General features: G+C 63.8%; 26 protein-coding genes and 1 pseudogene. 13 read left to right on the plus strand and 14 right to left on the minus strand.

The annotated features are described in order from the left end of the window. Positions 1–6: 6 nt before the first annotated feature. The 5 genes from glcF to FJW03_RS15215 form a co-directional block, all read right to left on the minus strand. On the minus strand, positions 7–1332 hold the full coding sequence (glcF, locus tag FJW03_RS15195; RefSeq protein ID WP_140766231.1) for a glycolate oxidase subunit GlcF: 1326 nt from the start codon (positions 1330–1332) through the stop codon (positions 7–9). Between the two features lie 10 nt (positions 1333–1342). Then, a complete protein-coding gene (gene glcE / locus FJW03_RS15200; protein ID WP_140766232.1) occupies positions 1343–2548 on the minus strand; it encodes a glycolate oxidase subunit GlcE in 1206 nt (401 codons plus the stop codon). A gap of 185 nt (positions 2549–2733) precedes the next feature. After that, positions 2734–3195 carry an endonuclease domain-containing protein gene (locus FJW03_RS15205; RefSeq protein ID WP_226890360.1) on the minus strand — a complete coding sequence of 154 codons (462 nt, stop codon included), beginning with the start codon at positions 3193–3195 and terminating at the stop codon, positions 2734–2736. Between the two features lie 52 nt (positions 3196–3247). After that, positions 3248–4744: an FAD-linked oxidase C-terminal domain-containing protein gene (locus FJW03_RS15210; protein ID WP_140766234.1), complete on the minus strand. Its 1497-nt coding sequence runs from the start codon at positions 4742–4744 to the stop codon at positions 3248–3250. Between the two features lie 285 nt (positions 4745–5029). Further along, positions 5030–6352: a DUF3422 family protein gene (locus FJW03_RS15215; protein WP_140610931.1), complete on the minus strand. Its 1323-nt coding sequence runs from the start codon at positions 6350–6352 to the stop codon at positions 5030–5032. Positions 6353–6561: 209 nt separating this feature from the next. Between FJW03_RS15215 and FJW03_RS15220 the strand changes: the two genes are divergently transcribed. From FJW03_RS15220 to FJW03_RS15230, 3 genes are all read left to right on the plus strand, one after another. Continuing rightward, positions 6562–7365: a FadR/GntR family transcriptional regulator gene (locus tag FJW03_RS15220; protein WP_140766235.1), complete on the plus strand. Its 804-nt coding sequence runs from the start codon at positions 6562–6564 to the stop codon at positions 7363–7365. Positions 7366–7391: 26 nt separating this feature from the next. Then, positions 7392–8528 carry an alpha-hydroxy acid oxidase gene (locus tag FJW03_RS15225; RefSeq protein ID WP_140610933.1) on the plus strand — a complete coding sequence of 379 codons (1137 nt, stop codon included), beginning with the start codon at positions 7392–7394 and terminating at the stop codon, positions 8526–8528. 62 nt (positions 8529–8590) lie between these two features. Then, complete coding sequence (locus FJW03_RS15230) at positions 8591–9361, plus strand: metallophosphoesterase (RefSeq protein ID WP_140610980.1); 771 nt, start codon at positions 8591–8593, stop codon at positions 9359–9361. Between the two features lie 37 nt (positions 9362–9398). Here FJW03_RS15230 and FJW03_RS30050 read toward each other — a convergent pair whose 3' ends face one another. Together FJW03_RS30050 and FJW03_RS15235 are read right to left on the minus strand one after the other, a co-directional pair. Further along, on the minus strand, positions 9399–9530 hold the full coding sequence (locus tag FJW03_RS30050; protein ID WP_264296538.1) for a hypothetical protein: 132 nt from the start codon (positions 9528–9530) through the stop codon (positions 9399–9401). A 292-nt stretch (positions 9531–9822) separates the two neighbouring features. Further along, positions 9823–10521, minus strand: a complete 699-nt coding sequence (locus FJW03_RS15235; RefSeq protein WP_140610935.1) for a type 1 glutamine amidotransferase — start codon at positions 10519–10521, stop codon at positions 9823–9825. Between the two features lie 88 nt (positions 10522–10609). On the opposite strand from FJW03_RS15235, the pseudogene FJW03_RS15240 reads away from it, so the two are divergent. From FJW03_RS15240 to FJW03_RS15255, 4 genes and pseudogenes are all read left to right on the plus strand, one after another. Further along, a pseudogene (locus tag FJW03_RS15240) lies at positions 10610–11256 on the plus strand (hypothetical protein). A 31-nt stretch (positions 11257–11287) separates the two neighbouring features. Further along, positions 11288–12022: a 16S rRNA (uracil(1498)-N(3))-methyltransferase gene (locus FJW03_RS15245; RefSeq protein ID WP_140766236.1), complete on the plus strand. Its 735-nt coding sequence runs from the start codon at positions 11288–11290 to the stop codon at positions 12020–12022. A gap of 142 nt (positions 12023–12164) precedes the next feature. Further along, positions 12165–13538: a glutamate--cysteine ligase gene (locus FJW03_RS15250; RefSeq protein WP_140766237.1), complete on the plus strand. Its 1374-nt coding sequence runs from the start codon at positions 12165–12167 to the stop codon at positions 13536–13538. Between the two features lie 90 nt (positions 13539–13628). Beyond that, entirely contained in the window at positions 13629–14621 is a 993-nt protein-coding gene (locus FJW03_RS15255; protein WP_140766238.1) for a DUF937 domain-containing protein, read from the plus strand. A 176-nt stretch (positions 14622–14797) separates the two neighbouring features. Here the strand turns inward: FJW03_RS15255 and FJW03_RS15260 are convergent, their stop codons facing one another. Then, a complete protein-coding gene (locus FJW03_RS15260; RefSeq protein WP_140766239.1) occupies positions 14798–15088 on the minus strand; it encodes a DUF1127 domain-containing protein in 291 nt (96 codons plus the stop codon). 177 nt (positions 15089–15265) lie between these two features. On the opposite strand from FJW03_RS15260, the gene FJW03_RS15265 reads away from it, so the two are divergent. The 3 genes from FJW03_RS15265 to FJW03_RS15275 all read left to right on the plus strand — a co-directional run bounded on the left by FJW03_RS15265 (position 15266) and on the right by FJW03_RS15275 (position 19173). Then, a complete protein-coding gene (locus FJW03_RS15265; RefSeq protein ID WP_140766240.1) occupies positions 15266–16222 on the plus strand; it encodes a LysR substrate-binding domain-containing protein in 957 nt (318 codons plus the stop codon). An 82-nt stretch (positions 16223–16304) separates the two neighbouring features. Then, positions 16305–17936, plus strand: a complete 1632-nt coding sequence (gene xseA / locus FJW03_RS15270) for an exodeoxyribonuclease VII large subunit (RefSeq protein ID WP_140766241.1) — start codon at positions 16305–16307, stop codon at positions 17934–17936. A 118-nt stretch (positions 17937–18054) separates the two neighbouring features. Further along, positions 18055–19173, plus strand: coding sequence for a P1 family peptidase (locus FJW03_RS15275; RefSeq protein ID WP_140766242.1), 1119 nt, complete (start codon positions 18055–18057; stop codon positions 19171–19173). Between the two features lie 52 nt (positions 19174–19225). Here the strand turns inward: FJW03_RS15275 and FJW03_RS30365 are convergent, their stop codons facing one another. After that, entirely contained in the window at positions 19226–19477 is a 252-nt protein-coding gene (locus tag FJW03_RS30365; RefSeq protein ID WP_140766268.1) for a DUF768 domain-containing protein, read from the minus strand. Between the two features lie 398 nt (positions 19478–19875). Next, positions 19876–20565, minus strand: coding sequence for an SDR family NAD(P)-dependent oxidoreductase (locus FJW03_RS15285; protein ID WP_140610943.1), 690 nt, complete (start codon positions 20563–20565; stop codon positions 19876–19878). Positions 20566–20609: 44 nt separating this feature from the next. Here FJW03_RS15285 and FJW03_RS15290 point away from each other — a divergent pair, with 44 nt between their 5' ends. Further along, a complete protein-coding gene (locus FJW03_RS15290) occupies positions 20610–20816 on the plus strand; it encodes a hypothetical protein (RefSeq protein ID WP_140766243.1) in 207 nt (68 codons plus the stop codon). A 119-nt stretch (positions 20817–20935) separates the two neighbouring features. On the opposite strand, the gene FJW03_RS30055 is transcribed toward FJW03_RS15290, so the two are convergent. The 3 genes from FJW03_RS30055 to uxuA all read right to left on the minus strand — a co-directional run bounded on the left by FJW03_RS30055 (position 20936) and on the right by uxuA (position 23893). Further along, a complete protein-coding gene (locus FJW03_RS30055) occupies positions 20936–21064 on the minus strand; it encodes a hypothetical protein (RefSeq protein ID WP_264296472.1) in 129 nt (42 codons plus the stop codon). A 37-nt stretch (positions 21065–21101) separates the two neighbouring features. Next, positions 21102–22448: an NAD(P)/FAD-dependent oxidoreductase gene (locus FJW03_RS15295; RefSeq protein ID WP_140766244.1), complete on the minus strand. Its 1347-nt coding sequence runs from the start codon at positions 22446–22448 to the stop codon at positions 21102–21104. 260 nt (positions 22449–22708) lie between these two features. Further along, positions 22709–23893 (minus strand): mannonate dehydratase, encoded by a 1185-nt coding sequence (gene uxuA, locus FJW03_RS15300; RefSeq protein WP_140610946.1) that lies wholly within the window; start codon positions 23891–23893, stop codon positions 22709–22711. Between the two features lie 101 nt (positions 23894–23994). Here uxuA and FJW03_RS15305 point away from each other — a divergent pair, with 101 nt between their 5' ends. Next, positions 23995–24780: an SDR family NAD(P)-dependent oxidoreductase gene (locus tag FJW03_RS15305; protein ID WP_140766245.1), complete on the plus strand. Its 786-nt coding sequence runs from the start codon at positions 23995–23997 to the stop codon at positions 24778–24780. Positions 24781–24846: 66 nt separating this feature from the next. On the opposite strand, the gene FJW03_RS15310 is transcribed toward FJW03_RS15305, so the two are convergent. After that, on the minus strand, positions 24847–25455 hold the full coding sequence (locus FJW03_RS15310; RefSeq protein ID WP_140766246.1) for an alpha-ketoglutarate-dependent dioxygenase AlkB: 609 nt from the start codon (positions 25453–25455) through the stop codon (positions 24847–24849). 141 nt (positions 25456–25596) lie between these two features. Between FJW03_RS15310 and FJW03_RS15315 the strand changes: the two genes are divergently transcribed. After that, positions 25597–25785 (plus strand): KTSC domain-containing protein, encoded by a 189-nt coding sequence (locus FJW03_RS15315; RefSeq protein WP_319022890.1) that lies wholly within the window; start codon positions 25597–25599, stop codon positions 25783–25785.

Below are 25785 nucleotides of genomic sequence, written 5' to 3' on the forward strand. Positions count from 1 at the left end.
AGCCGACTATTCCGCCGCGACGAGCCTCTCTTCAAGAACGCCTTCCGGCTTTGGCCCCCCATAGGCCCAGTCGAGCAGCTTGATCGTATGCACCACCGGAAGCTTCGCGGCGGACGCGATCTGGGTGATGCAGCCGATGTTTCCCGTGGCGACGATCTCGGCACCGGTCGCCTCGATGTTCTTCACCTTGCGGTCGCGCAGTTTTGCCGAAATCTCGGGCTGCAGGATGTTGTAGGTGCCGGCCGAGCCGCAGCAGAGATGCCCTTCCCGCGGCTCGCGCACGACGAAGCCCGCCCTGGCCAGCAGCTCCTTCGGCTCGCGGGTGATCTTCTGGCCGTGCTGCATCGAGCAGGCCGAGTGATAGGCGACGACGGTGCCGGGCCTGCGCACCGGCTCGGGCAGGTCGATGGCGGTGAGATACTCGGTGATGTCCTTGGCCAGCGCCGACACGCGTGCAGCCTTGTTGGCGTAGACCGGATCCAGCCGCAGCATGAAGCCATAGTCCTTGATCGTCGTGCCGCAGCCCGACGCGGTGATGATGATGGCATCGAGACCGCCCTGGTCGATGGCGCGTGTCCAGGCGTCGACATTCTGCCGTGCCGAAGCAAGGGCTGCTTCCTCACGCCCCATATGATGAACCAGCGCGCCGCAGCAGCCCTCGCCGGGCGGCACCACCACCTCGATGCCGAGTCGTGTCAGCAGCGAGATGGTCGTATCGTTGATGGCGGGGTCGAGTACCGATTGCGCGCAGCCGGTGAGGATGGCGACGCGCCCTTTTTTCGTGCCCTGCCCGGCATGAATGCCCGGCGACGCCAGCGGCGAAGCCTCTGGGATCGATGCAGGCGCGAGCCTAAGCATCGCGCCGAGCGGCTTCAGCGACGGGACCTTCTCGAACAGGCCGATGAACGGCTTGCCCAGTTTTGCCAGTTTGAGCGCGGTGCGAAAGCGTTGGGGATAAGGCAAGACGAAGGCCAGCATGGAACGGGTCAGCCGGTCGAGCAGCGGCCGCTTGTAGGTCTCCTGGATATGGGCGCGGGCGTGGTCGACAAGATGCATATAGTTGACGCCCGACGGGCATGTCGTCATGCAGGCGAGGCAGGAGAGGCAGCGGTCGATATGGGTGACGATCTCCTTGTCGGCGGGACGGCCGTTCTCCAGCATGTCCTTGATCAGGTAGATGCGGCCGCGCGGCGAGTCGAGCTCGTTGCCAAGCGTCACATAGGTCGGACAGGTGGCGGTGCAGAAGCCGCAATGCACGCATTTGCGCAGGATCTTTTCCGATTCAGCGACATGCGGATCGGCAAGCTGGGCGGATGAGAAATTCGTCTGCATCGCTGATGTCCTAGGCCATGCGGCCGGGATTGAGGATGTTCTTCGGGTCGAATTCCTGCTTCAGGCGCTGGCTGAGCGCGGCAAGCGCCGGCGCCTGCGGCTCGAACACCGGCAGCGCCGTGCGATGGGCGGGCGCGGCGCGCGCCAACGTCGCATGGCCGCCACCATGTTTACGCAACAGTCCGCGCAGCAGTGCCGCTTCCGGGTCGCCCTCTTCCATGCGCAGCCACACCAGTCCGCCCTGCCAGTCATAGAAGGCGCTGACGGCGGCCTGCATACGCAGCGTCAGAACCATCTGGTGCGCCTGCGAGGGCGCCATCGACACGCGCCAGACCGGCTTCTCGCCGCCATCGGCGAAGGGCCTGATATCGCGTATGTCGCGCCAGATCAGCCGCGAGGCCTCACCGGAAATTTCCTCCAGCGGCCCAGCCTTGCCGAGCAGCGTCTTCAGCGCTGCAATACGGTAGGCAACGGACGGGCCAAAGCCCTCGACGCGCAGCAACGTGGCGGCATCACTGCCGAGCGCGGCGCCGGCGACGCGCGCGGCAATGCGCTCCGGCAGATGGGCAGCGCTAGACACTTCCGCGCTGGAGCCGAGCGCCAATGCCATCGCGGTGGAAGCGGCATCATCAAGCAGTCCCCTGATCGCCAGGGTGACCTCGGTTTCCGCCGCCGGCAGCACCTTGAAAGTGACATCGGTGAAAACGGCCAAGGTACCCCAACTGTTGGCCATCAGCTTCGACAGGTCGTAACCGGTGACGTTCTTGACCACGCGGCCGCCGGACTTGAAGGCTTCGCCCCGGCCGGAGATCACATTGATGCCGAGGATATGATCGCGTGCCGCGCCGGCCTTCAGCCGCCTCGGACCGGACAGGTTCGCGCCGAGCACGCCGCCGATTGTGCCTTTGCCTGGCTCGCCGCCGAGCAGCGGGCCGTAGTCCATCGGCTCAAAGGCAAGTTGCTGGCCGTTTTCCGCCAGCAGTTTCTCGATCTCGGCCAGCGGCGTGCCGGCCTTCGCCGACAGCACCAGTTCGGCGGGTTCATAAAGTGTCACGCCAGTGAGCCTCGACAGGTCGAGCGTGTGCTCCGTCTGCAGCGGACGGCCGACGCCCCGCTTGGAGCCATGGCCCAGGATTTCGAGCGGCGACTCTTCCGCGGCCGCCCAGGCGACGGTGGAGAGGACTTCGTCTGAGGTGGAGGGGGTGAAGGTGGTCAAAGCCTGTGCTCCCCGAAACCCAGCCGCTTCCAGCGGCGAAAAGCGAGCATCACTTCCTTGCGCGCGATCCTGTCGAGCGAGAATTGTTTGAACAGCAAATCAGACCTCGGCAGAGCTTGGGTTCCTCGCCCCCGCAAGGCGGGGGAGAGGTGGCTCGGGCGGAGCCCGAGACGGAGAGGGGGCAATCATAGAACGTCGCCCCCAATCTTCTTGGGCGCGAAAACAAACCTCAGATCTGTGGCGACCACGTCTTCGGCTATTCGCCCCTCCAGTGCCGCGAGAATGGTCTCGCAGACAATCCGGCGAGTTTTGAGAATGTCGACATTCCAGAAACGCAGCACCGAAAATCCCTCACCGCGCATGAACTCGTCGCGTCGCCGGTCATAGGAATTCTCGGAGTGCTGACTTCCGTCAAGTTCGACGACCAGCTTTTCGCTACGACAGGTAAAATCGGCGAAGTATGGTCCGATCGGCATCTGCCGTACGAATTTGTACCCGCCGAGCCTTCTGGCCTTTAGCTCGGTCCAGAGTAACGCTTCAGCCTGATTGTCGCCGTGACGAAGTGTGCGAGCACGCGCAATCTTCTCAGGCGAGCGGCGGCTTGGTGCGGGCGTCCCCCTCTCCGACTCGGGCTGCGCCCGAGCCACCTCTCCCCCGCTTTGCGGGGGCGAGGAACCCCTATTCTGAGACGCCATCACCTCAAAACCTCGGAATGTCGGGAAACGCCACCTGCCCGCGATGCACATGCATGCGGCCGAGTTCGGCGCAGCGGCGGAGCTGCGGGAAGACTTTTCCCGGATTGAGCAGGTGGTTGGGGTCGAAGGCGCATTTCACGCGCATCTGCTGGTCGAGGTCGATCTGGTTGAACATTTCCGGCATCAGGTCGCGCTTCTCGACGCCCACGCCATGTTCGCCAGTGAGGACGCCGCCGACCTTGACGCAGAGCCGCAAAATGTCGGCGCCGAAGCTTTCGGCCTTGTCGAGTTCACCCGGCACGTTGGCATCATAGAGGATCAGCGGGTGCAGATTGCCATCGCCGGCGTGAAAGACATTGGCAACGCCGAGCCCATATTTCTGCGACAACTCGCGCATGCCGTGCAGCACGCGCGGCAGTTCCTTGCGCGGGATGGTGCCGTCCATGCAGTAATAGTCGGGCGAGATGCGGCCGACCGCCGGAAAGGCTGCCTTGCGGCCGGCCCAGAAGCTCAAGCGCTCCTGCTCGGACTGCGAAATGCGGCAGGTGGTCGAGCCGTTGCGGATGGCGATCGCCTCGACCGCGGTGATGAGATGGTCGACCTCGACGACAGGCCCGTCGAGCTCGACGATCAGCAACGCCTCGACATCCAGGGGATAGCCGGCATGGACGAAATCCTCCGCAGCGTGGATCGCGGGACGGTCCATCATTTCCATGCCGCCTGGAATGATGCCGGCGCCGATAATGTCGGCGACGCACTGGCCACCCTGCTCGCTGGTCGGAAAGCCGATCAGCAGGGCGCGCGCCGTCTCAGGCTTCTTCAGGATGCGCACGGTGACCTCGGTGACGACGCCGAGCAGGCCTTCGGAACCGGTCATGACGCCAAGCAGATCATAGCCTTCCGCGTCGAGATGGCTGCCGCCGAGCCGCACCACCTCGCCATTCATCAGCACCATCTCGATGCCGAGCACATTGTTGGCGGTGAGGCCGTATTTCAGGCAATGCACGCCGCCGGAGTTTTCCGCGACATTGCCGCCGATCGAGCAGGCGATCTGGGAGGATGGATCGGGGGCGTAGTAAAAGCCCTCCTGCTCGACGGCGGTGGTGATGCCGAGATTGGTAACGCCCGGCTGGGCAACGACGATGCGATTGGGATAGTCGACTTGGAGGATGCGGTTGAAGCGGCTCATGACGAGCAGAACGGCGTCTTGCAGCGGCAACGCGCCGCCCGACAGGGACGTGCCCGAGCCGCGCGGCACGACGCGGATGTTGCGGTCGTTGCAGTATTTCAATACGCGGGACACCTGCGCCACCGTTTCAGGCAGCACCACGACCAGCGGCAATTGCCGATAGGCGGTCAGGCCATCGCTCTCGAAGGCCCGCATGGCGTTGGCAGCATCGACCACGCCCTCGCCCGGCACGATGATGCGCATGTCGGCGATGATCTGGTCGCGATGGCGCATCGTGGCGTCGTCAGGTTGCGGCATGGCCAGGCCGGACATCAGCAGCCTCATTCTGGTTCACTGGTCAAAATCTTTTACCAGTCCGGCACGCCCGTTGCAAATCCTGCTTTGGTTGAGACCGCAAGTCGAGGCCGAGACGAGCTTCCGCAGCGGCAATCTGCCGCTACCCTCCCCCCTTGAGGGGGAGGTGGCCGCGAAGCGTCCGGAGGGGGTCGTCTCACCTAGATCGCCGACTTCATCTCTGGCGCGAAACGAGCGCTGGCGCTCTACCCGAGGCGACCCCCTCTGTCGCCTTCGGCGACCTTGAGGGGGGAGATTGCGAGCCTATTCGCCGGCGTGCTTGCCGGGCTCGGAATGCATCCGGCGCACACGGCGCACGCCCCACCAGACCAGCAGGATGGCGACCGGCACCGAGGCGGCGGTGACGATCTCCGGCGCGAAGGCATGACCGAAGATCGAGGCGCCCTTGGCGACATAGCCGATCAGGCCGACGACATAATAGGAGACGGCGGCGACCGAGAGGCCTTCGACGGTCTGCTGGAGCCGCAGTTGCAGGCGGGCGCGGTTGTTCATCGAAGCGAGCAGGTCGCGGTTTTGCTTCTCGACCTCGACATCGACCCAGGTGCGCAGCAGCGTGGTGGCGCGGGTGAGTTTTCGCGACAGGTTGGCTTGCCGTTCTTCCACCGAGCGGCAGGTCCGCATCGCCGGCGCGACGCGACGCTGCAGGAACCCTTCCCAGGTGTCGTAGCCGGGCACGGCTTCCTCTTCGAGTGCCTCCAGCCGCTCGACGACGATGCCATCATAGGCGCGGCTGGCGCCGAAGCGGTAAAGACTCGAGGCCGCGTCCGCCTCCAGTTCCGCGGCAAGTTCGGTCAGGTCGGCGAGCAGCGTCTGGCTGTCGCGGGTCTCGGCGACCTTCATTTCCAGCGTGGTCAGAGCCAGCCTGTCCTCGATACGACGGGCGCGACCCGACAAGGTCAGCGCCAGCGGCAGGCCGAGCATGGCGAGCGTGCGGTAGGTTTCGATGTCGATCAGCCGCTGCGACAGCGCCCCGGTGCGCGCCGGCGTCAGGCCGCGATCGAGCACCAGTATGCGGGTCATGCCGTCACCATCCTGGCGGAAATCGGTGACGATTGCCGCGTTGCCGCGCTCGACCAGCGAGTAGCACAGGCTGGTAGGGTCGAAATCGGCGATCAACCGCTCGCTCACCTGTGTCCATTTGCGGATCTCGAGCCGGATGCCCGAAATGACGGTGCCCGGCGGCGAAAAGCCGTTGCCGAACGGCGAATCCTCCTGCCCCCTGCCGTTTTCGGAAAGCGGCCCTTCCCACAGATAGGTCGAGAATTCCGTATGCCGCTCCCAGCGCAGCGAGCCCTTGCCCCACTTCATGGCGTGGTGACGCGCCTGGCGGTCGGGCGCGGCAATGCCAAGGCGCCGCGACAGTTCGGAAAGCACGGCATGATCGACGCTGGAACCGCCTTCGGTCATGAAGGCGAGTTGCACCAGGACGCGCGGCTTTTCGATCAGCGGATGCGGCCGGGCATGCACCTCCCCCAGTGCGCCGGGCCGGCCCTCATGCGCGGGGAAGCCCATGACGCTGCCCTTGGCACGCGGCTGGAATTCGAGATTGGACGGGTCGTCTGACACGGCTGGTCCCCCGGGGTTTCCTTGACCCTCTTGCAGTCGCGTCCCTCTAGGGCCAATCGCCTGATGACGCAAACAGCAAAGTTTAGCCGAAGGTGATGGAACAGCGCGCGGCAATGCCGGCCCACCCTGACCAATTGGATAAATAATTTGACCAGTTGGCGACGCAGGCTTTATCGTGCGTGACACCGGTTCACCTTCCAGGCAATCTGTTGAGCGATATTTTTTCCAGGATCGAGCATTCGCGCACCGCCGACGAGGTGGTGCAGCAGATCGAGAGCCTCATCCTCGAAGGCGTGCTGCGCACGGGTGACCGGTTGCCGGGCGAGCGCGAGTTGGCACGCCAGTTCGACGTGTCGCGGCCGATCCTGCGCGATGCGCTGAAGGCGCTCGAAGGGCGCGGCCTGCTGACCACGCGCCCAGGCGGCGGCACGCATGTCGCCGACATCATCGGCCAGCTGTTCACCAAACCGGTGGCGGACCTGATCTCGATGCATCGCAAGGCGGTGACCGACTATCTGGAATACCGCCGCGAGATCGAAGGCATAGCCGCCGAATATGCGGCGCGGCGCGCCACCCCCGAGGATCTTGCGCTGCTCGACCGCATCATGGCGCGCATGGATGAGGCGCATCGCACCGGCGATTTCGACGACGAGGCCGAAATCGACGTCGAATTCCATCACGCGATCTGCGAATGCGCGCACAACATCCTGCTCCTGCACACGCTGCGCTCCTGCTACCGGCTGCTGTCGGAAGGCGTGTTCCAGAACCGGCTGCTGGTGTTCACCGTGCCCGGCGCGCGCGAGGCGCTGCTTGCCCAACACCAGGCGATCCACGCCGCGGTGAAAGCCGGCGATCCGGCCGGAGCCCGGCAAGCGGCGATGGACCATATGACCTATGTCGAGCGGTCGATGGCGGAAGCCGAGCGCAGCGGCGACTGGCAACGCGTGTCGCGGCTCAGACTGCGGCAGCGTTCGGAAGCCGGCGACACCGAACCGGCGCGCAGACGCTCCTAGTCAATTCGATTCAAGCGGGGACCATCATGAGCGACATTCTCACCATCGCAGACCTCAAGGATCTCGCGCGCCGGCGCGTGCCCAAGATGTTCTTCGACTATGCCGACTCCGGTGCCTGGACTGAGAGCACCTATCGCGCAAACGAGGAAGATTTTCAGAAGATCAAGTTCCGCCAGCGCGTGCTGGTCGACATGAGCAACCGCTCGCTGGAATCGACCATGATCGGCCAGAAGGTTTCGATGCCGGTGGCGCTGGCGCCGACCGGCCTGACCGGCATGCAGCACGCCGATGGAGAGATGCTGGCGGCGCAGGCGGCCGAGGAATTCGGCGTGCCCTTCACCCTGTCGACAATGAGCATCTGTTCGATCGAGGACGTCGCCTCGGTGACGAAGAAGCCGTTCTGGTTCCAGCTTTATGTTCTGCGCGACAAGAATTTCGTGCTCGACCTGATCGACCGCGCGAAGGCGGCGAAATGCTCGGCGCTGGTGCTGACGCTCGACCTGCAGATCCTCGGCCAGCGCCACAAGGATGTCCGCAACGGGCTTTCGGCGCCGCCCAAGATGACGCTGACCAACATCATCGACTTGGCTCTCAAACCGCGCTGGTGCCTGGGCATCGCCGGCACCAAGCGTCGCACCTTCCGCAACATCGTCGGCCATGCCAAGGGCGTCGGCGACGTCTCTTCTTTATCGTCCTGGACGACAGAGCAGTTCGATCCGCAGCTGTCGTGGAAGGACGTGGCGTGGATTAAGGAGCGCTGGGGCGGCAAGCTGATCCTGAAAGGCATTCTCGACAAGGAAGATGCGCTGATGGCGGCCAAAACCGGCGCTGACGCCATCGTCGTTTCCAACCATGGCGGGCGTCAGCTCGACGGTGCGTCATCGTCGATCATGGTGCTTGAGGAAATCGCCGATGCGGTCGGCGATCAGATCGAGGTCCATATGGATGGCGGCATCCGCTCCGGCCAGGACGTGTTGAAAGCGCTTTGCCTCGGCGCCAAGGGCACCTATATCGGCCGGCCATTTCTTTACGGCCTGGGCGCGCTCGGCAAGGAAGGAGTTACCAAAGCGTTGGAAATCATCCGCAAGGAGATGGACATAACGCTGGCGCTGTGCGGAAAGCGGCTGGTGACGGACGTGGGCAAGGACCAGCTTCGGCGCTAGGACCGTTCATTCGTTGGCCGTAGCTTCCACGTGACGGCCCGATCATGGAGACGACGCCAGCCTTGACGCAGAGCGGCATTCATTTTCTCGACGCGCGTGGACCGGACGGCATGCGGCTCTACGCCATCGGCGATGTGCACGGGCGATATGACCTGCTCAGCGCCATGCATCGCCGGATCGAGAACGAGCTGGAATACGCGCCGTCGTCCGACTGGCGCATCATCCATCTCGGCGACTATACCGACCGGGGGCCGGAGTCCAAAAGCGTCATCGATTTCCTGATCGAGGCGCAAAAGCGCGATCCGCGCAATTTGATGCTCGCCGGCAACCACGACATCGGCTTCCTCGAATTTCTCGACGTTCCCGAGCCGGACGGCCTGTTCATGGGCAATGGCGGCATCCAGACGGCGCAGTCCTATGGCGTGACGCTTTCCGCTGGCAATGGCTGGTTCGGCAGGGCCGAGGCGGCACTACGGCAGGGCCACGCGGCACTGGTCGACGCCGTGCCGCAGAGCCATATCGACTTCCTGCGCTCGCTGCCGTTTTCAGTGACCTTCGGTGACTTCTTCTTCTGCCATGCCGGCATAAGGCCGGGCGTTCCGCTCGACCAGCAAAGCCCTGCGGATCTGATCTGGATCCGCGACCTCTTCCACCACCATTCCGGCCTTTATCCCAAGATCGTGGTGCACGGCCACACGCCGGTGCCGGAAGCCGAAGTGATGGTCAACCGCGTCAATGTCGACACGCTTGCCTGGCAGTCAGGCAAGCTTACCGCGCTCGTCGTGGACGGAGCGGACAAGCGCATCCTGGAAATGGCGATAAAGGAAGCTTGAGCGCCGCGCGTTAGAGGACGCGAGGGAGACTCCGGCTTTAGCGAAGCGAGGCGGTGACGCCGTAGCCGTCGATGGCGTTGTGGTTGTTGGCTGCATCCGCGGTATAGATACCCAGACCGCAAAGCACGATGGCCGACAGCATGGCAAAGGACAGAAGCGCTGCTTTCACGGAAGTCATCTCTTGTTGAGCTTTCTGCATCTGTGCATGGGTCAGTTACCAATGCGTTGAAACGGAGAATTCGCTTCAAATTTTCGGCGATTTCGCGCTGCTAGGCATTTTCTGTATCGGAGGTGTGTCGCACGGGTCACACAAAAGGTTCATCGCGGTTGCACAGCCGATGCAGGGCGCGCGCCTTCTAGGATAGCGGGCGGACACAAGCCAAGGATGAAAGGTGTTTTCCCAGACGGATTCAGGGCCGCGTGCCAATTATGTCACGCGGCGGGCTGCGGAGGGCGGATGCTCAGATGGTCGCGACCCAGGCGCGAGCAATGGCAAGGCCGGCGGCATCCGCGTCGGGGCCGTTACGGGCCATTTCGCCGTCCAGCTTGCCGGCCCAGTCGGGATGGCGCGCGGCGATAACAGGCGCGAAGGAGGAACTCCAGTCCTTGACCATCGGCCGGTCGGCCTCGAAATGGAACTGGAAGCCGTAGACCGCGCGGCCGACCCGAAACGCCTGATTTTCGGCGACGTCATTGCCGGCGAGCCGCACGGCGTTTTCCGGCAGTTCGAACGTGTCATCGTGCCACTGGAAGATCGGGAACTTTTCCGGCAGCGCGGCCAATACCGGATCGGCCTTGGCGTCCGGCGTCAGCGAAACGCCGTGCCAGCCGAATTCGTTGGCGCCGCCGATGCGGTTCTCGCCGCCGAAGGCACGGGCGACAAGTTGGCTGCCGAGGCAGATGCCGAGCACCGCGCGGTCCTTGCCGGCGAAATCGCGGGTCAGTTCGAGCAGCGCGGGGAAATAGGGATATTCATCGTCGGCCAATGCATTCTGGCCGCCGCCGAGCACCACCATGGCATCGTGCCCGGCTGCATCGTCAGGCAACGGATCGCCCTTGTAGGGCAGGCGCACATCGAGATCGGCACCCGCTTCCGCAAGGGCGGCACCAACCTGGCCGAGGCCGGTATTGTCGTAGTTCTGGACCACCAGCACCCGCATCCGCAAACCCTGCTGACATGAAAATGATGCGAGGAGCGATACCATGCCGCCAGCGTTGCAGCCAAGATGCGTATCCTGGGAGAGAACTATGCCACTGCAGAACCGGGTCGATCCGTTCGGCGCCATCCGCGCCGTGCCAGAGCGCGGCCTGTTCACCGGCAATCGCGGCATCATCCATGATCCCGAAACGAAGACCCTGTTGAAGAAACGCTGGGCCCTGCAGGCCTGGATCATCTGCGTGTGCCAGTTCCGCAACGTACGGCGCGAGCCGATGGGCCGCAACCGGCCGGGTGGCAAGACCGGCTGGACCGAGCTGTTTTTCCTGGACGAGGTCACGGCGTTGGCTGCGGGGCACCGGCCCTGCTTCTTCTGCCAGCGCGAACGGGCCAGGGATTTTGTCGGCCACTTCGGCAAGCCTTCGGCATTGCCGAACCGCGCGCCCCGCAGGTCGACAAACGGCTGCATAGGGAGAGACTGGCGTCGGGCGGCAAGCCTCCAGCGATCGCCGCCGATGAGCTTGCTGGCCTGCCTGACGGTGCGATGATTGCCGACGGCGGCAATGCCTATGGCTTGCGCGCCGGCAAGGTGTTGGACTGGTCGTTCGCTGGATATGGCCAACCGCAAGGTTTCAGCGGCCTCGCCGGCCGCCCACTGCGGCTCCTGACGCCGCCGACCACAATCTCGGTGTTGAGACAGGGCTTTCGGCCGGTATGGCACCCGTCCGCCGAGGCTTGACGCCGGCGGCCGGGTCCCCCATTCCTCCGCCATGCGCGCCAATTACAAGATGCAACGTGTGTTTGTGCCTGATGATCTCGGGGCGGACATCGAGCTTGAGCCCAGCCAGCAGCAAAGTCACTATCTGATGCATGTGCTGCGGCTCGGCGAAGGCGCGGAAGTCCTGCTGTTCAACGGCCGTGACGGCGAATGGTCGGCGGCCATTGCCGCCAAATCAAAAAGGGCGGTGCGGCTGAAAGTGCTGACGCTACAACGGCCACAGCCGCCACTGCCCGATCTCATCTACTGTTTCGCGCCGCTGAAGCAGGGCCGCCTCGACTATCTCGTGCAGAAGGCGGTCGAGATGGGCGCAGGTATTTTGCAGCCGGTCGTCACCCAGCATACTCAAGTGGCCAAGCCGTCAATCGATCGCCTGCGCGCCAATGTCGTCGAGGCCGCCGAGCAGTGCGGCATCCTGGCGGTGCCGGAGCTTCGCGAGGCGGAAAAGCTCGAACGCCTGCTGACCGGGTGGGACAAGGAGCGGCGGCTGATCTTCTGCGACGAGGACGCCTCGACCAACAATCCGCTGCCGGCCTTGCGGCAATTGAAGGAGAAGAAGCTGGCGCTGCTGGTCGGGCCGGAAGGCGGCTTTTCCGATGACGAGCGCAAGATGCTGCGCGCTCTGCCCTTCGTGACCGCCATTCCGCTCGGGCCGCGCATCCTGCGCGCCGACACGGCGGCCGTGGCCGCACTTGCCGTCATGCAGGCAACGATCGGAGATTGGTGAGGCTCTTCTTTCTCCCTCCGAGCAAGAAGGCGCGCTCTTCAATTCCTCTTGACCTCTGGCTCAGGATTTTTCGCTTGATCGGCTGCTGACATTTCGTCCATTTACCCCCGGCGGCCCTCCGGCTGCTCTTGAGGGCTTGATCATGGCGCGCGACACAACCGATTTCCGGCCCATCGAAGGCGTCGACGAACTCGTCGAGCACCTGGCCGAGGGCAACAAACCACGTGACAAGTGGCGCATCGGCACCGAGCACGAGAAATTTCCGTTCTATGTCGATGGCAACGCACCGGTGCCCTATGGCGGCGAACGCGGTATCCGCGCCATCCTCGAAGGCATGCAAAACAAGCTCGGCTGGGACCCGATCATCGATGACGGCCGCATCATCGGCTTGGTCGAGCCGACGGGACAAGGGGCGATATCGCTCGAGCCCGGCGGCCAGTTCGAGCTTTCCGGCGCACCGCTGGAGACAATCCACCAGACCTGTCGCGAGGGCAATGCCCATCTGGCGCAGGTGCGCGAGATCGCCGAGCCGATGGGTATCCGCTTCCTCGGCCTTGGCGGCAGCCCGAAATGGTCGCTGGCCGAGACGCCGAAAATGCCGAAGTCGCGCTATGAGATCATGACGCGCTACATGCCCAAGGTCGGCACCAAGGGCCTCGACATGATGTACCGAACCTGCACGATCCAGGTGAACCTCGACTTCGAGAGCGAAGCCGACATGCGCCGCAAGATGCAGGTGTCGCTGAAACTGCAGCCGCTGTCGACGGCGCTGTTCGCCAACTCACCTTTCACCGAGAGCCGCCCAAACGGCCTGCAGAGCTGGCGTGGCGACATCTGGCGCGACACCGACAACCAGCGCTCCGGACTGCTCGAATTCTGCTTCTCGCCCGATTTCGGTTTCGCCGATTATGTCGAATGGGCGCTCGACGTGCCGATGTATTTCGTCATTCGCGACGGCCGCTATCACGATATGACGCACATCACCTTCCGCCAGTTCATGGCCGGCGCCGCGCGCAATGAAGTGCCCGACGGTCTGCCGACGATGGGCGACTGGGCGAACCACCTGTCGACCCTGTTCCCCGATGTGCGGCTGAAGCGTTTCCTGGAGATGCGCGGCGCCGATGGCGGGCCGTGGCGGCGCATCTGCGCGTTGCCGGCTTTCTGGGTCGGGCTGCTCTATGACCCGGCGGCGCTCGACGCGGCGGAGGCGCTGACCTCCAGCTGGACCTACAAGGAAGTGCTGGCAATGCGCAACGCCGTGCCGGAGTTGGGTATTTCCGCGCCCTTCCGCAACGCCACGCTGCGCGAGATGGCGCGCGATGTGCTGGCCATTTCGCGCCTGGGGCTGAAGAACCGCGGCAAGAAGAACCGCGACGGCTACGACGAGACCTCGTTCCTCAACACGCTCGACGAGGTCGTGGCGCGCGGCACCACCAGCGCCGAGGAGATGCTGTCGGCCTACCACACGCGCTGGGGCGGCTCGATCGAACCGGTGTTCATGGAATACGCCTACTGACCCGGCGCGTCGAGGAGCGGCAAAACCCGCTTCAATAGAGTGATGAAACGAACTAGGCTCTCAGCTGGGGATTTCCCGGAGGAGAAGCCGATGCCCACCTTGTTCGACATGCTGACGCAGGCCCAGAACGGCAACGGCATGCAGGCGCTTGCTCAGCAATACGGGCTTTCGATGCAGCAGACGCAGGCGGCGGTCGCCGCGCTGCTGCCGGCTTTTTCGCAAGGGTTGCAGCGCAACACCGCCGATCCCTACGGGCTCGGCGCCTTCATGACCGCGATGGCCAGCGGCCAGCACGCCAAGTATTTCGAGGACGCGACGCGCGCCTTCTCGCCGCAAGGCGTCGACGAAGGCAACGGCATTCTGGGACACCTGTTCGGCTCGAAAGAGCTTTCGCGCGCCGTCGCCAGCCAGGCAGCGCAAGCGAGCGGCGTCAGCCAGCAGATCCTGCAGCAGATGCTTCCCGCGATCGCCTCGATGGTGATGGGCGGCCTGTTCAAGCAGACGACGGACCAGTTGACGGGAGGTCCGATGCAGCCCGCAGGCGGCTTCGGCGGCGGCAACAATCCGCTCGGCCAGATCATCGAGCAGATGATGCGGCAGAGCGGCGACATGCAGGCCCCGCCGCCCCAGGCCCCGATGGACAACCCGGTTGGCAAGGTCTTGCAGGATATGTTTGGCGGCACGCGGCAAACGCAAGGCCAGCCGCAGCCGGCTCCCAATCCCTATGGCGACAATCCGCTCGGCAAGGTGCTGCAGGACATGTTCGGTGGCGCTGCCCAGCAACCACAGAACCGGCCGCAGCCGCAGCAGACCCAGAGCCCCTACGGCGACAACCCGCTGGGAAAGATGTTCGAGGAGATGCTGCGCGGCGGGGGTGGATTTGGCGGCGAACAGCCGGCGTCCGAGGCCCCGCAGCAGCGTCAGGCACCACAGCCGCAGACCAACCCGAGCGGCAGGCCGAGGAATCCATTCGACGATATCTTCGGCAAGATGTTCGAGACCGGCGCGCAGCAGCGCGACGAGTACCAGAAAGGCGTGGAAACGATCTTTGACCAGTTCAAGCGGGACATGGACCGCCGGTAGGGCGCCACGCTACAACCCACCATTTTTCGAGCAAGCCGAAAAAGAAGAGCCCGATCCTTGGGAGGACCGGGCAATGTGCAGGCAGGCCGGCGGGGAACCGGCAGGGAGTGGGGAGCCTGCAGAACCTTGGTCGTGCTGACCTCTCAAAAGGTTCAACGAGACCGAAACTGAACCAATCAGGCCACCTTGCGGGCGATGTGCTCGATCGTTTCGAGGCGATCGCTGGCAATTTCACGCAAGATCACCGTCGGGTCGCGGCCAAACGGCACGTCGATGGCGACATGCAGGTCGGCGCGCGTCAGGCCGATATCGGCGAGCTCGGCATCCGACATCTCGCCAAGGCGATAGAAGGCGCGGCGATTTTTCCAGGCGCGATAGGCGTTGGAGACGGTATTTGCCACGCGCGTCGCAACGGCCGGACGCGTGATGATGCGCGAGGTCTCGGTGGCGAAATCGATCGTGGTCATATCAGCCTCCTTCGGAGTCGAGCGGACGAAGCCGGGCAAGCGGCGCCAGTGACAGGTGCCGCTCCGGTCTCGATTCACATGCTTTCATGTGGACAATGCCAATTTGCCATCGACCGATTGATTAATCCAACGAATGTTTCTAATCCTAGGCATCAACATCAATGATGGATCATCTCGATGAAAGCGCCGCTCGATCTCGATCAGTTGCAGACCTTCATCTCGATCGCCGATACCGGCAGCTTCACCCGCGCGGCGGAGGAAGTGCACCGCACCCAGTCGGCGGTGTCGATGCAGATGCGCCGGCTGGAGGAGCGGATCGGCAAGCCGCTGTTCGAGAAGGACGGGCGCAGCAACAGGCTGACAGAGGAAGGCGACAAGCTGCTCTCCTACGCAAGACGGCTGCTCTACCTCAACCGCGAAACACTCGCCGCCTTCGATGACCAGCGGCTCGAAGGCACGATCCGTATCGGCACGCCGGACGACTATGCCGACCGTTTCCTGCCCGAGATCATGGCGCGCTTCACGCGCTCCAATCCGCGCGTCGAACTGACCGTGATCTGCGAGCCGACGCCGGGGCTGGTCGAGCATATCAAGCGCGGCAATCTCGACCTGGCGCTGGTGACGCACAATGATGTACGCGGCCAATCGGAAGTCGTGCGGCGCGAACCGCTGCTGTGGGTTTCTTCGGCCAACCATGCGACGCACGAGCAGGAAATCCTGCCTATGGCCTTTGGCCGGCCGAATTGCATCTGGCGGCGCGCCGCCGTCGATGTGCTGGACCAGCAGAACCGCGACTATCGCATCCTGTTCACCAGCTTCTCGGCAACCGTCATCACCGCCGCGGTGCTGTCTGGCCTCGCGATATCCGTGCTGCCGGAATGCGCGCTCAGGCCCGGCATGCGCGTGCTGGGCGAAGCCGATGGCTTCGGCGCCCTGCCCGACTGCCGCATCGGCATCATGCGCGGCCAGACGCCGCGGCCGGAGATCGTCGACGCGCTTGCCCGCCATATTTCGGAAAGCCTGGACAATATCTCGGTACCGCTCGGCGAGGAGACGGGAACCTTCGACTTCGCCGCCCTCGCCTTCGCCAAGATGAAGCGGACCAGGGCGAACCAGATCCTGCCAGGCTGGTAGAAAGGGTCAGGCACCAGGTCATGAATGGCTGGCCTGACATGGGCGTCTTGACGTGGGGCGCCAACCAGCCCCCAATCGGCCGATGAGCGAAGCAGCATCCGAATCACGCACCAACGCCACCGAATACACGGTGAGCGAGATTTCCGGCGCGCTGAAGCGCACGGTCGAGGACGTCTTCGGCAATGTGCGGGTGCGCGGCGAAATTTCGGGCTATCGCGGCCCACATTCCTCCGGCCATGCCTATTTCGCGCTGAAGGACGACCGCGCACGGCTTGACGCCGTGGTGTGGAAGGGCACGATGAGCCGGCTGAAATTCCGTCCCGAGGAAGGGATGGAGGTGATCGCCACGGGCAAGCTGACCACCTATCCCGGCAAGTCCAACTACCAGATCGTCATCGACAATCTCGAGCCGGCCGGCGCCGGAGCGCTGATGGCGCTGCTGGAGGAGCGCAAGCGCCGGCTGCAGGCGGAAGGGCTTTTCGAGGCGGGCCGCAAACGCCGGCTGCCGTTCATGCCGTGCGTCATTGGTGTCGTCACCTCGCCGACCGGGTCCGTCATCCGCGACATCATCCACCGCATCAAGGACCGCTTTCCGCTGCATGTGCTCGTCTGGCCGGTTCGCGTGCAGGGCGAAACCGCGAGCGCGGAAGTGACCAATGCCGTCACCGGCTTCAACGCGCTGGCATGGGATGGCCCCATCCAGCGCCCCGACCTTTTGATCGTCGCGCGCGGCGGCGGCAGCCTGGAAGATCTGTGGGGCTTCAACGACGAGACACTGGCCCGGGCCGTTTCCGCCTCCGGCATTCCGGTGATCTCCGCCGTCGGCCACGAGACGGACTGGACGCTGATCGACCTCGTCGCGGATGTGCGGGCGCCGACCCCGACGGGGGCGGCCGAAATCGCCGTGCCGGTGAAGGCCGACCTCGAAGCGACGCTTGCCAGTCTCGGCGCGCGGCTCAAGGCCGCGGTGCTGCGCAATTTCGAACGCAAGCGGCAGGCAGCCCGCGCGGCGGCGCGCGCACTGCCCTCGCCCGATCAATTGCTGGCGCTGCCGCGCCGGCGCCTCGATGATGCGACGAGCCGGCTCGGCCGCGGCCTGATGGTGTCCACCGAACGCAAGCGGGCACGATTCTTTGCCGTAAAACTGACGCCGGCGATGCTGTCGCAGAGGATTGCCGAGGCGCGGCGCACCAACGACCGGAACCTTTTGCGGGCGCAAGGGGCGCTGCGCGCGCTGGCGAGGGCACGGCGCGCTGAATTGAACCGCGCCGCTGATCAGTTGCCAAAATGCGCCAAGGCGTCGTTGCAGCGTCACAGGCAGCAGTTGGCTTTGCTGCAAGGCCGCATCACAATCGAGCCGACGGCGCGGCGGCAACGGGTGCAGAGGGATTTGCTGACGGCTCTAACCAGACGTGGCAGCCAAGCGGTGCTGCTCAGGCTGGAGCGGTTGCGCAGCCGCGTTGGCCAGGCCGACCGGCTGATGGCGACGCTTTCGCACAAGGCCGTCCTGGCGCGTGGCTTCGCCTTGGTGAAAGATGCCGACGGCGCCGTCATCAAGCAGGCGGCCGACGTGGCATCGGGAATGGCGCTTTCGCTGGAGTTCGCCGACGGCACGGCGGATGCGGTGGCAACCAGCGGTGCCGCGCGGCCAAGGCCGGCTGCCAAGCCGGCGGCCAAGACCAAGGAACCGGGCAAACAGGGATCGCTGTTCTAGAGCCGGATGATTTCAGGTCGAATCGACCTACAATCTGAATCCGGCTCTAAATCATAGGGTTAGAGCATGATGTCATCCGAAAACCGCTTCACACTTTTCGGCATCATGCTCTGAGATCATGACCGGCAATCCGCATCACCTGGCAACGCCGTCAGGCAAGCCGCGCGCGCGAAGCGTCGGCATCGGCTTTGACGGAACGCCCGGGCCGTTCAATGCGATCACCGACGTGCCCGGTGTCGCGGTCGGCTATTCGACGCTGATATCGGGCGATGGCGCGCTCGTCGTCGGCAAGGGGCCGGTGCGCACCGGCGTCACCGCCATTCTGCCGAGGCCGCGTACCGAATTGGCCGCGCCAGTTTTCGCCGGCATCTTCAGCCAGAACGGCAATGGTGAGTTGACCGGCTCGCATATCGTCGAGGAAACCGGTGCTTTCAACTTCCCGATCACAATCACCAACACGCATTCCTGCGGGGTTTCGCGTGACGGCACGCTGCGTTGGATGAACCAGGCGCTGCCGGCCGCAATCGACAGTGCCTGGGGCCTGCCGGTGGCGGCGGAGACCTATGACGGGTTCCTCAACGACATAAACGGCCACCATTTGACGTTTGCGCATGTCGCCGAGGCGCTCGATGGCGCGGCGGGCGGCCCGGTCGAGGAAGGCAGCGTCGGCGGCGGCACCGGCATGATCACTTTCGGCTTCAAGGCCGGTTCCGGCACGGCGTCACGCATCGTCGCATGGCAAGGGCGCAGCTACACGGTGGGCGCCTTCGTGCAGTCGAATTTCGGCAAGCGGCGCAATTTTACCCTTCGTGGCCTGCGTGCCGGACCGGACCTTGTCGAGCCGGCTGTCCGCGAGGGAACGCCGCGCGCCGAAAAGGGCTCCATCATTGCCGTCATCGCCACCGACGCGCCGTTCCTGCCGCACCAGATGAAGCGGCTGGCTCGCCGTGTGCCGCTCGGCGTCGCCATGACCGGCGGCTTCGGCTATCACAGCTCGGGCGATATCTTTCTCGCCTTCTCGACAGCCAATCCCGACGCGGCGCTGGCGCCATCGGGCCGCATCGCCAATGCCGATTTCATCCCCGATACGGACATCGATCCGTTTTTCGACGCGGTGATCCAGACCGTGGAAGAATCGATCCTCAACACCCTTGTCGCCAATGACGACATGACCGGGCGCGACGGCAATTTCGTGCCGGCACTGCCGAAGGCGTGGCTGAAGGAAAAGTTCGGCTGAGACGAAACGCGGGCCAGATGGCCCGCGCATTCAGGCAGCTTCGACCCTCAATCTATTCCGCGGCCTTGCTCGAAGGCTGCTGGTTTTCGTCGGCCTCGGCGGCTTCCTCGAGCCTGGAGGCGATCAACTCCTGAATATCGCCGACTTCCTCCTGGATGTCCTCCAACGGGATGCCGACCTCGGCCGCCTTGGCGGCGCATTCCTTGGCCAGTGTCTCGGCCTGCTTCTCGATCCTGGCATGGGCTTGGCAATGGACCTTTTCGCCGATCCATCCCCGCAAGAATTCGATCGCGTGTTCACTCATATTGCTGTTCCCTTGCGGCAAAGCCGGTTGGTAATCATAAACGTCGGCATCCAACAAAGGATGCATGCTCCCATTCCAGCCGAGTCGCGGCCAGCCGGCAAGTCGATGCCGTCCAAGGTCCACAGAGCCGAAGGAAATCGAGAGATGAAGAACATTTTCTGGTTCTGAAGGACTGTACCGTTGGCGGGATCGGTCCCGCTCCGAGCAATTGCTTCTATCTTTTACGGCTTTCAGTCCGTTTCGCATCTCAATGGCTGTCGCTACAGCCGCCTTTGGACGTTGCGCTTCAAGGCGCGAGCCCGCGAGGCCGCCGCTATATAGTGATATCCTCATGCAATGTCGACTCCTCTGAACCGAGCCCGCAGGACGCTCGGAAGTCGCACATTGCGCCAGTCCTGTCAGAAGGTCTCAACCCAGGGCCTGAGTTCCATTTCCCAGGTCCAGGCGCTGCGGTGCTGGCGATGGATGGAGAGATAGGCCTGCGCGATCGCATCGGGTGACAGCCGGCGATCCTGCGGCTCGGAATCCTGCCCGGACGCGGCTGAGCCAATGGCGCCATCGATGATGAAATGCGCGACGTGGATGTTCTTCGGCGCCAATTCACGCGCCATGGACTGCGCCAGCCCGCGCAAGCCGAATTTGGGCATTGCAAAACCGGCGGAGCCCGCGAACCCCTTCACGCTTGCCGTCGCTCCGGTGAAGAAGATCGAGCCCGCCCCCTGGGCGAGGAGCCGGTGGGTCGCCTGCTGGCCGACCAGGAAACCGCCATAAGCCCCGACCAGCAAAGCCTGCCGGACGGTCTCGGGATCGAGCTCGGCGATCGGTCCACGGGCGCGTCCGCTGGCGTTGAAGACCACCAGCGAGAGCGGACCGGCCTTGTCGGCGACATCGAACAGACGCGCCACCGACGCAGGGTCGGAGACATCCGTTGCCACAGCCTGCGCGCCTGTCTGCGCCTGCAAGGCTTCCAGCTTTTCAACGTTGCGGGCAGCCAGGACCACATGGAACCCCTCCTTCGCGAAAAGACGCGCGAGCGAGGCGCTCAAGCCGGAGCCTGCACCGGCGATGACGGCGACTTTGGATGTCATGAGACCTCTCCTTCTTTCCACTGATTGCGGCCAATGGCTGGCGCATGGCCTTTATTGAAGCTTGCCCGATCAGCGCGGCGCCGGCAACGTGCACGGCGCCCAGAAAAATGGCCGGGCGCGAAAGCGGCCCGGCCAAAAAGAAGGTCATAACCTTCAGAGGGGAACACCGTCCGGCGAAATGGGAGGAAAACACCGAACGGATTTTTTCTTTTGGACCGATTTCGGGCCGGATACGACGAATGATTTTCTAAAGATCTGACGATACCGCGAAAATTCCTGTCCTTTCCGGTAGAAAGTCAGCCAGCCCGGATTTCCGGCTCCAGCAGATCCTCGTAGTGACGGCCGTCATTGCCCGCAAGTCTCATCGACTTCAGATTGCCGGGAAGGAAAAATCAGCCCTTCGTTGCAGCCGCGACGGGATATTTCTTTCCACTCGCGAGGGAAAGCTGATCGCGATCATGCCGCGCTGGTCTCGCGGTTCGTCAGGGTCGGCCAGCATGTCGACATCCTGGCAGAGGCCAGTCAACAAGCGAGGTCTAGAGCGACGGCCCCAACTGGATCGGGCTGCCATCGCTGAACCGGGACAGACGGAACCTGTGAAGGCTGTGTCCTGTCTCGTTGCCCTGGATCAAATCGGACAGGATACGGCCAATGCCAGGGCCTATGCCAAAGCCGTGGCCGCTCATCCCTGTCGCGATTGCGAGACCCGGAACCGCGGCCGCGCGGTCGACAACAGGCACGACATCCGGCATCGCATCGATCATACCGGCCCAGCTCGCCTTGAGCGGCACCGCGTCGAATTGCGGGAAAAGTCCCCTGAAGCCGGCATCGATGGCGCGAAGGGCCCTGGCCTCGGGAACAGGATTGAGAACGCGCATCCTTTCGAACGGGCTTTCCTTGTCCGCATCCCATTTGCGTGGGGTCGACCAGGCGTCCGGATATGCACGGGGTGCCGCCGGCCGGTAGCGCGTGCCGAACGGATTTTCCTTCAGGGCGGGCAGATATTTCGGTGCGTGGCGAAAAGCGTCCGGCCCAACATAGAGCAGATGGCTGCCTCCTGCCGCCAGCGTGTATCCGCCATCCTTTCTGCGCCGGAATGCGATGTGTTCGTCCGCGGCGGCGCCCGCGTAGATTTCCGGCATCGGCGCGGTCGCCACGACGGTCGTTCGGACACTGAGCTGCGGGATCGAAACTCCGTGCGCGCGCAGGAATAGCGATGTCCACGCGCCGCTGGCGACAAGCACGCTCGACGTGGCGATGCGGCCTCGTTCGGTCCAGACGCCGCTGACGCGCCCGGCGGAGATATCGAGCATGCGTGCGGCACAGTTCTCGATGATGGTGACACCCTGGCGAGCGGCCAGGCGGGCAAGCGCCGGCACAGCGACCCAGGGCTCGGCACGCATGTCCGACGGCGTGGTCATGGCGCCCTTGAAGGAGCGTGACATGGTCGGGATCAGCCTCGCGGTCTCACCCTGGTCGAGAAGACGCGTGTCGACGCCATGAGCTTCGGCTATCTTCAGGAATTTGGCGAAACCGGCCATTTCCTTGTCGGTACGCGCAAGATAGGTAACGCCCGTCTGTGTCAAGCCTATGTCTTCGCCGCTTTCCTCGGCCAGTTGCCGCCAGAGACGCTGCGCTTCGATGACGATGGGCAGTTCGTCTGCGTCGCGGCCCTGCTGGCGTATCCAGCCCCAGTTGCGCGAGGACTGCTCGGCGGCGATGCGCCCCTTCTCCAGCAAAGTCACCGGTATGTTGCGCCGCGCCAGAAACAGCGCCGCGGTCACGCCGATGACGCCGCCGCCGACAATCACCACATCCGACGTCTTCGGCAGCGGCGCCTGAAACTGGATTGGAGTGGCTTCGGTGAAGGGGAAGGTCGTCAAAGAGCATTGTCCTTTTGGTACGCCACGGCCCTGCACCGATGGCTGGTCCTGGCGGCGCGAGAGTCGCTCCCCTGGGACGCCGGCACGCGTGCAGAGAGCGCTGGTCAGCACTACACCGCCGAACTCGGAAATTTGCGTGCCAGCACAATGAAATTGTTGGCCACCGAGCCAGGCTGAGCACGATCCGGAAGGGAAATCTGGGAAGATCGGGATGGAACAGGCTGGCCAGAGAAGCAGACAACAGCCCGCTTCGCTATGGCTCACGCCAGCCCGAACCGCTCCACGGCGCGCATGATGCCGCGCAGTTCGGCGAGACCCTTGAGCCGCCCGATCAACGAGTAGCCGGGATTGATCTTCTTCTTGCCGATATCGTCGGCGAGCAGATGGCCGTGATCCGGCCGCATCGGGATTTGCCAATCGGCACGGCCTTTCCCGCGACGACGCGTCTCTTCCTGCATCAACGCAAGAATGACGTGCGCCATGTCGGTGCCACCCTCGAGATGCTCAGCCTCGTAGAACGAGCCGTCCTCCTCGATGGTGATGTTGCGCAGATGCACGAAATGGATGCGCTCGGCGAATTCCTTGATCATGGCGACAATGTCGTTGTCGGCACGCGTGCCGTAGGAGCCGGTGCAGAAGGTCAGCCCATTGGCCGGGCTGTCGACGGCATTGAGAATGAAACGCGCATCCTCAGCAGTCGAAACGACACGCGGCAGGCCATAGAGCGAGAATGGCGGATCGTCGGGATGGATGCACATGCGCACCCCCTCGTCTTCGGCCGCCGGAATGATCTCGCGCAGGAACCAGGCAAGGTTGTCGCGCAACTCCGTCGGTCCGATCGCATCATATTCAGCCAAGGCCTCGCGAAAACTGTCCCTATTATAGCTGCGCTCGGTCGCCGGCAGGCCGGCGATGAGGTTGCGCTCGATCTGGTCGATCCGCTCTGGCGTCAGCACCTTCAGCCGCTTCTCGCCCTCGGCAATGCGCGCCGGCGTATAGCTGGCGGCGCTATTCTTGCGCTGCAGCACGAAAAGATCGTAGGCGGCAAAGTCGATGGCGTCGAAGCGCAGCGCGTAGCCCGTCGTCGGCAAACGGTACATGAGGTCGGTGCGGGTCCAGTCCACCACCGGCATGAAATTGTAGCAGATCGTCTTGATGCCGGCCCTGGCGAGCGCGCGGATGCTGTCACGATAATAGCCGGCATACCGCTCGCGTTCGGGTGCGCCGATCTTGAAGGAATTGTGGACCGGGATGCTCTCGACAACCGACCATGTCAGGCCGGCGGCCTCGATGATGCGCTTGCGCTCGAGCACATCGGCTTCAGGCCAGGCCCTGCCATCGTAGATGTGGTGAAGTGCTGAAACCACGCCGGTGGCGCCAGCCTGCTTGATGTGCTCAAGCGTCACCGGATCATCCGGCCCATACCAGCGCCAACACTGTTCCATTGCCACTTTCCTTTTTGCAAGAGACCGGCAACCTATTGTTTGATCACGATGAGTGTCAAACCAAGAACCGGTTTCCCATAGCGCATGAAGGAGCTCCCACGATGAAGGATTTCGACGGTAAGGTGGCATTGGTGACGGGGACGACCGGTATTGGCCTGGCAACCGCCAGACGCCTTGCGGCTGGAGGTGCCGCGATCATCGCCTGCGGCATCGACCGGGCCGCGAACGCGGCGATGAAGGCGGAACTGGAAAGCTTCGGGCACGCCGCGCGGATCCTGGACGTCGATGTCTCGGTTTCCGATCAGGTCCGCGACGCGATCGCGGACGGGGTCGAGCGATTTGGCGGCCTCGATGTCATCGTCAACTCAGCGGCTGTCCATCCCTACGGAACCGCGACGACGACCGACTGGGAAACCTGGAACCGGGCGATGACCGTCAATGTCGGATCGATCTATCTGACAGCGCATTTCGGCATCCCGCAGATGGTCAAGCGCGGCGGCGGCGCCATCGTTAATGTCGCCTCGGTACAGGGCTTCGCCTGCCAGCGGAACGTAGCCGCCTATGCCACGACGAAGGGCGCGATCCATACGCTGACGCGCTCGCTGGCGCTGGACTACGCCGCCGCCGGCATCCGGGTCAATTCGGTCAGCCCGGGCTCGATCCGCACCCCAATTCTCGAGCGAGCCGCACGCGGCGACAATGGCAGCGATGCCGATGTCGAAGAGGCCTACAGGCGCTTCGGCGCCGCCCATCCGCTAGGCCGGATCGGCGAGCCGGAGGAAGTGGCGGAACTCATCGCTTTCCTGTGCTCGTCGAAGGCAGGCTTCTGTACCGGCGCGGACTACAAGATCGATGGCGGCCTGACCGCCGGGATCGGCGTGAAGTAGAATCACGACGATCGGTCCTGGCCGGGGATCGTTCGCCCTGGACGATTTCCGCTTGGCCGGTCGGGCTCAGCTGTTTTGGGAACGCAATGTCCGCAAGGTGATCGAATAGCGGTGCTCGGCGAGCGGCGGGATGCTGTGCTCCCATTCGGTGCGCGAAGACCCCGTCATGAGATAGGCCGACCTTGGCTCGACCAGGATGGTCCGGCGGTCCCATCCGTCACCGTTCTTTCGCCGAAGCCGGAAGCCGCAAGGCGCAAGCAGCGAGACGCCAGCGACATCTTCGAAATGCGGCTTGTCGCGATGCCAGCCGATGCCGGCACCAGGCCGGTATTCATTGATCAGCACCTGCGCGAAGGCCTCGGCAGGCCGGCGCGCAAAGGCCGCGATCTTCTCGCGCAAAGGCAACAGGAAGTCGGGGATCGGCGGCGCCTCGACGACTTCGCGCCGGTCATAATCGTAGCGCAAGCCGAACCCGACGACGCGCCGGTTTGCCAGATAGCCGTGGAAATCAAACGCCTGGAAGGGCAGTTCTTCCAGGTACCGGGCGAGTTCTGTCTCTTCCCGCGGCGTGATCAATCCGGCCTGGTAGGCGAAACCCTCCGGCAGATCCGAGGCATCGCCAAAGAGATCGTGCTGGAGTGCGAGGCCGGTGGCTTTCGATTTGAGCGGCGACATCCCGCCTAGATGGTGAGGGCTGGACCGCAACGCAATATCGGCTCGCGCTTGCCTGCGTGAGGGATGACGGCGGGCACGGAACCAGACCAGCCCTGGCGGATTATCCGGCTGAGCAGTCAGGTTGCCAAGATGCCGTCGACAGTGATCCAAAACACACAATACGATCCCGCGACCAGGGTCCTCTCCGTCTGGTTCGTGCCGACCGGCTATCGTTACGACTACATGGGCGTTCCTCTCGCGACCTATACCGCTTTCAGGAAGTCCTCCTCGAAGGGCCGCTTCTTCAACGAATACATCCGGGATAATTATACGTATCGTCGCGTGGCATGA

This window comes from Mesorhizobium sp. B4-1-4 (assembly GCF_006439395.2).
Lineage (GTDB): Bacteria > Pseudomonadota > Alphaproteobacteria > Rhizobiales > Rhizobiaceae > Mesorhizobium.

Excerpts from the sequence above, each read along its gene's own strand:
- FJW03_RS15245 (WP_140766236.1), top strand. The coding sequence starts at position 11,288 with ATGCGCGCCAATTACAAGATGCAACGTGTGTTTGTGCCTGATGATCTC.
- FJW03_RS15250 (WP_140766237.1), top strand. The coding sequence starts at position 12,165 with ATGGCGCGCGACACAACCGATTTCCGGCCCATCGAAGGCGTCGACGAA.
- FJW03_RS15225 (WP_140610933.1), top strand. The coding sequence starts at position 7,392 with ATGAGCGACATTCTCACCATCGCAGACCTCAAGGATCTCGCGCGCCGG.
- FJW03_RS15255 (WP_140766238.1), top strand. The coding sequence starts at position 13,629 with ATGCCCACCTTGTTCGACATGCTGACGCAGGCCCAGAACGGCAACGGC.
- glcF (WP_140766231.1), bottom strand. The coding sequence starts at position 1,332 with ATGCAGACGAATTTCTCATCCGCCCAGCTTGCCGATCCGCATGTCGCT.
- FJW03_RS30055 (WP_264296472.1), bottom strand. The coding sequence starts at position 21,064 with ATGCTGGCCGACCCTGACGAACCGCGAGACCAGCGCGGCATGATCGCG.
- FJW03_RS15310 (WP_140766246.1), bottom strand. The coding sequence starts at position 25,455 with ATGTCGCCGCTCAAATCGAAAGCCACCGGCCTCGCACTCCAGCACGAT.
- FJW03_RS15265 (WP_140766240.1), top strand. The coding sequence starts at position 15,266 with ATGAAAGCGCCGCTCGATCTCGATCAGTTGCAGACCTTCATCTCGATC.
- FJW03_RS15260 (WP_140766239.1), bottom strand. The coding sequence starts at position 15,088 with ATGACCACGATCGATTTCGCCACCGAGACCTCGCGCATCATCACGCGT.
- uxuA (WP_140610946.1), bottom strand. The coding sequence starts at position 23,893 with ATGGAACAGTGTTGGCGCTGGTATGGGCCGGATGATCCGGTGACGCTT.
- FJW03_RS30365 (WP_140766268.1), bottom strand. The coding sequence starts at position 19,477 with ATGAGTGAACACGCGATCGAATTCTTGCGGGGATGGATCGGCGAAAAG.
- FJW03_RS15305 (WP_140766245.1), top strand. The coding sequence starts at position 23,995 with ATGAAGGATTTCGACGGTAAGGTGGCATTGGTGACGGGGACGACCGGT.
- FJW03_RS15210 (WP_140766234.1), bottom strand. The coding sequence starts at position 4,744 with ATGTCCGGCCTGGCCATGCCGCAACCTGACGACGCCACGATGCGCCAT.
- xseA (WP_140766241.1), top strand. The coding sequence starts at position 16,305 with ATGAGCGAAGCAGCATCCGAATCACGCACCAACGCCACCGAATACACG.
- FJW03_RS15235 (WP_140610935.1), bottom strand. The coding sequence starts at position 10,521 with ATGCGGGTGCTGGTGGTCCAGAACTACGACAATACCGGCCTCGGCCAG.
- FJW03_RS15285 (WP_140610943.1), bottom strand. The coding sequence starts at position 20,565 with ATGACATCCAAAGTCGCCGTCATCGCCGGTGCAGGCTCCGGCTTGAGC.
- FJW03_RS15275 (WP_140766242.1), top strand. The coding sequence starts at position 18,055 with ATGACCGGCAATCCGCATCACCTGGCAACGCCGTCAGGCAAGCCGCGC.
- FJW03_RS15290 (WP_140766243.1), top strand. The coding sequence starts at position 20,610 with ATGGCCTTTATTGAAGCTTGCCCGATCAGCGCGGCGCCGGCAACGTGC.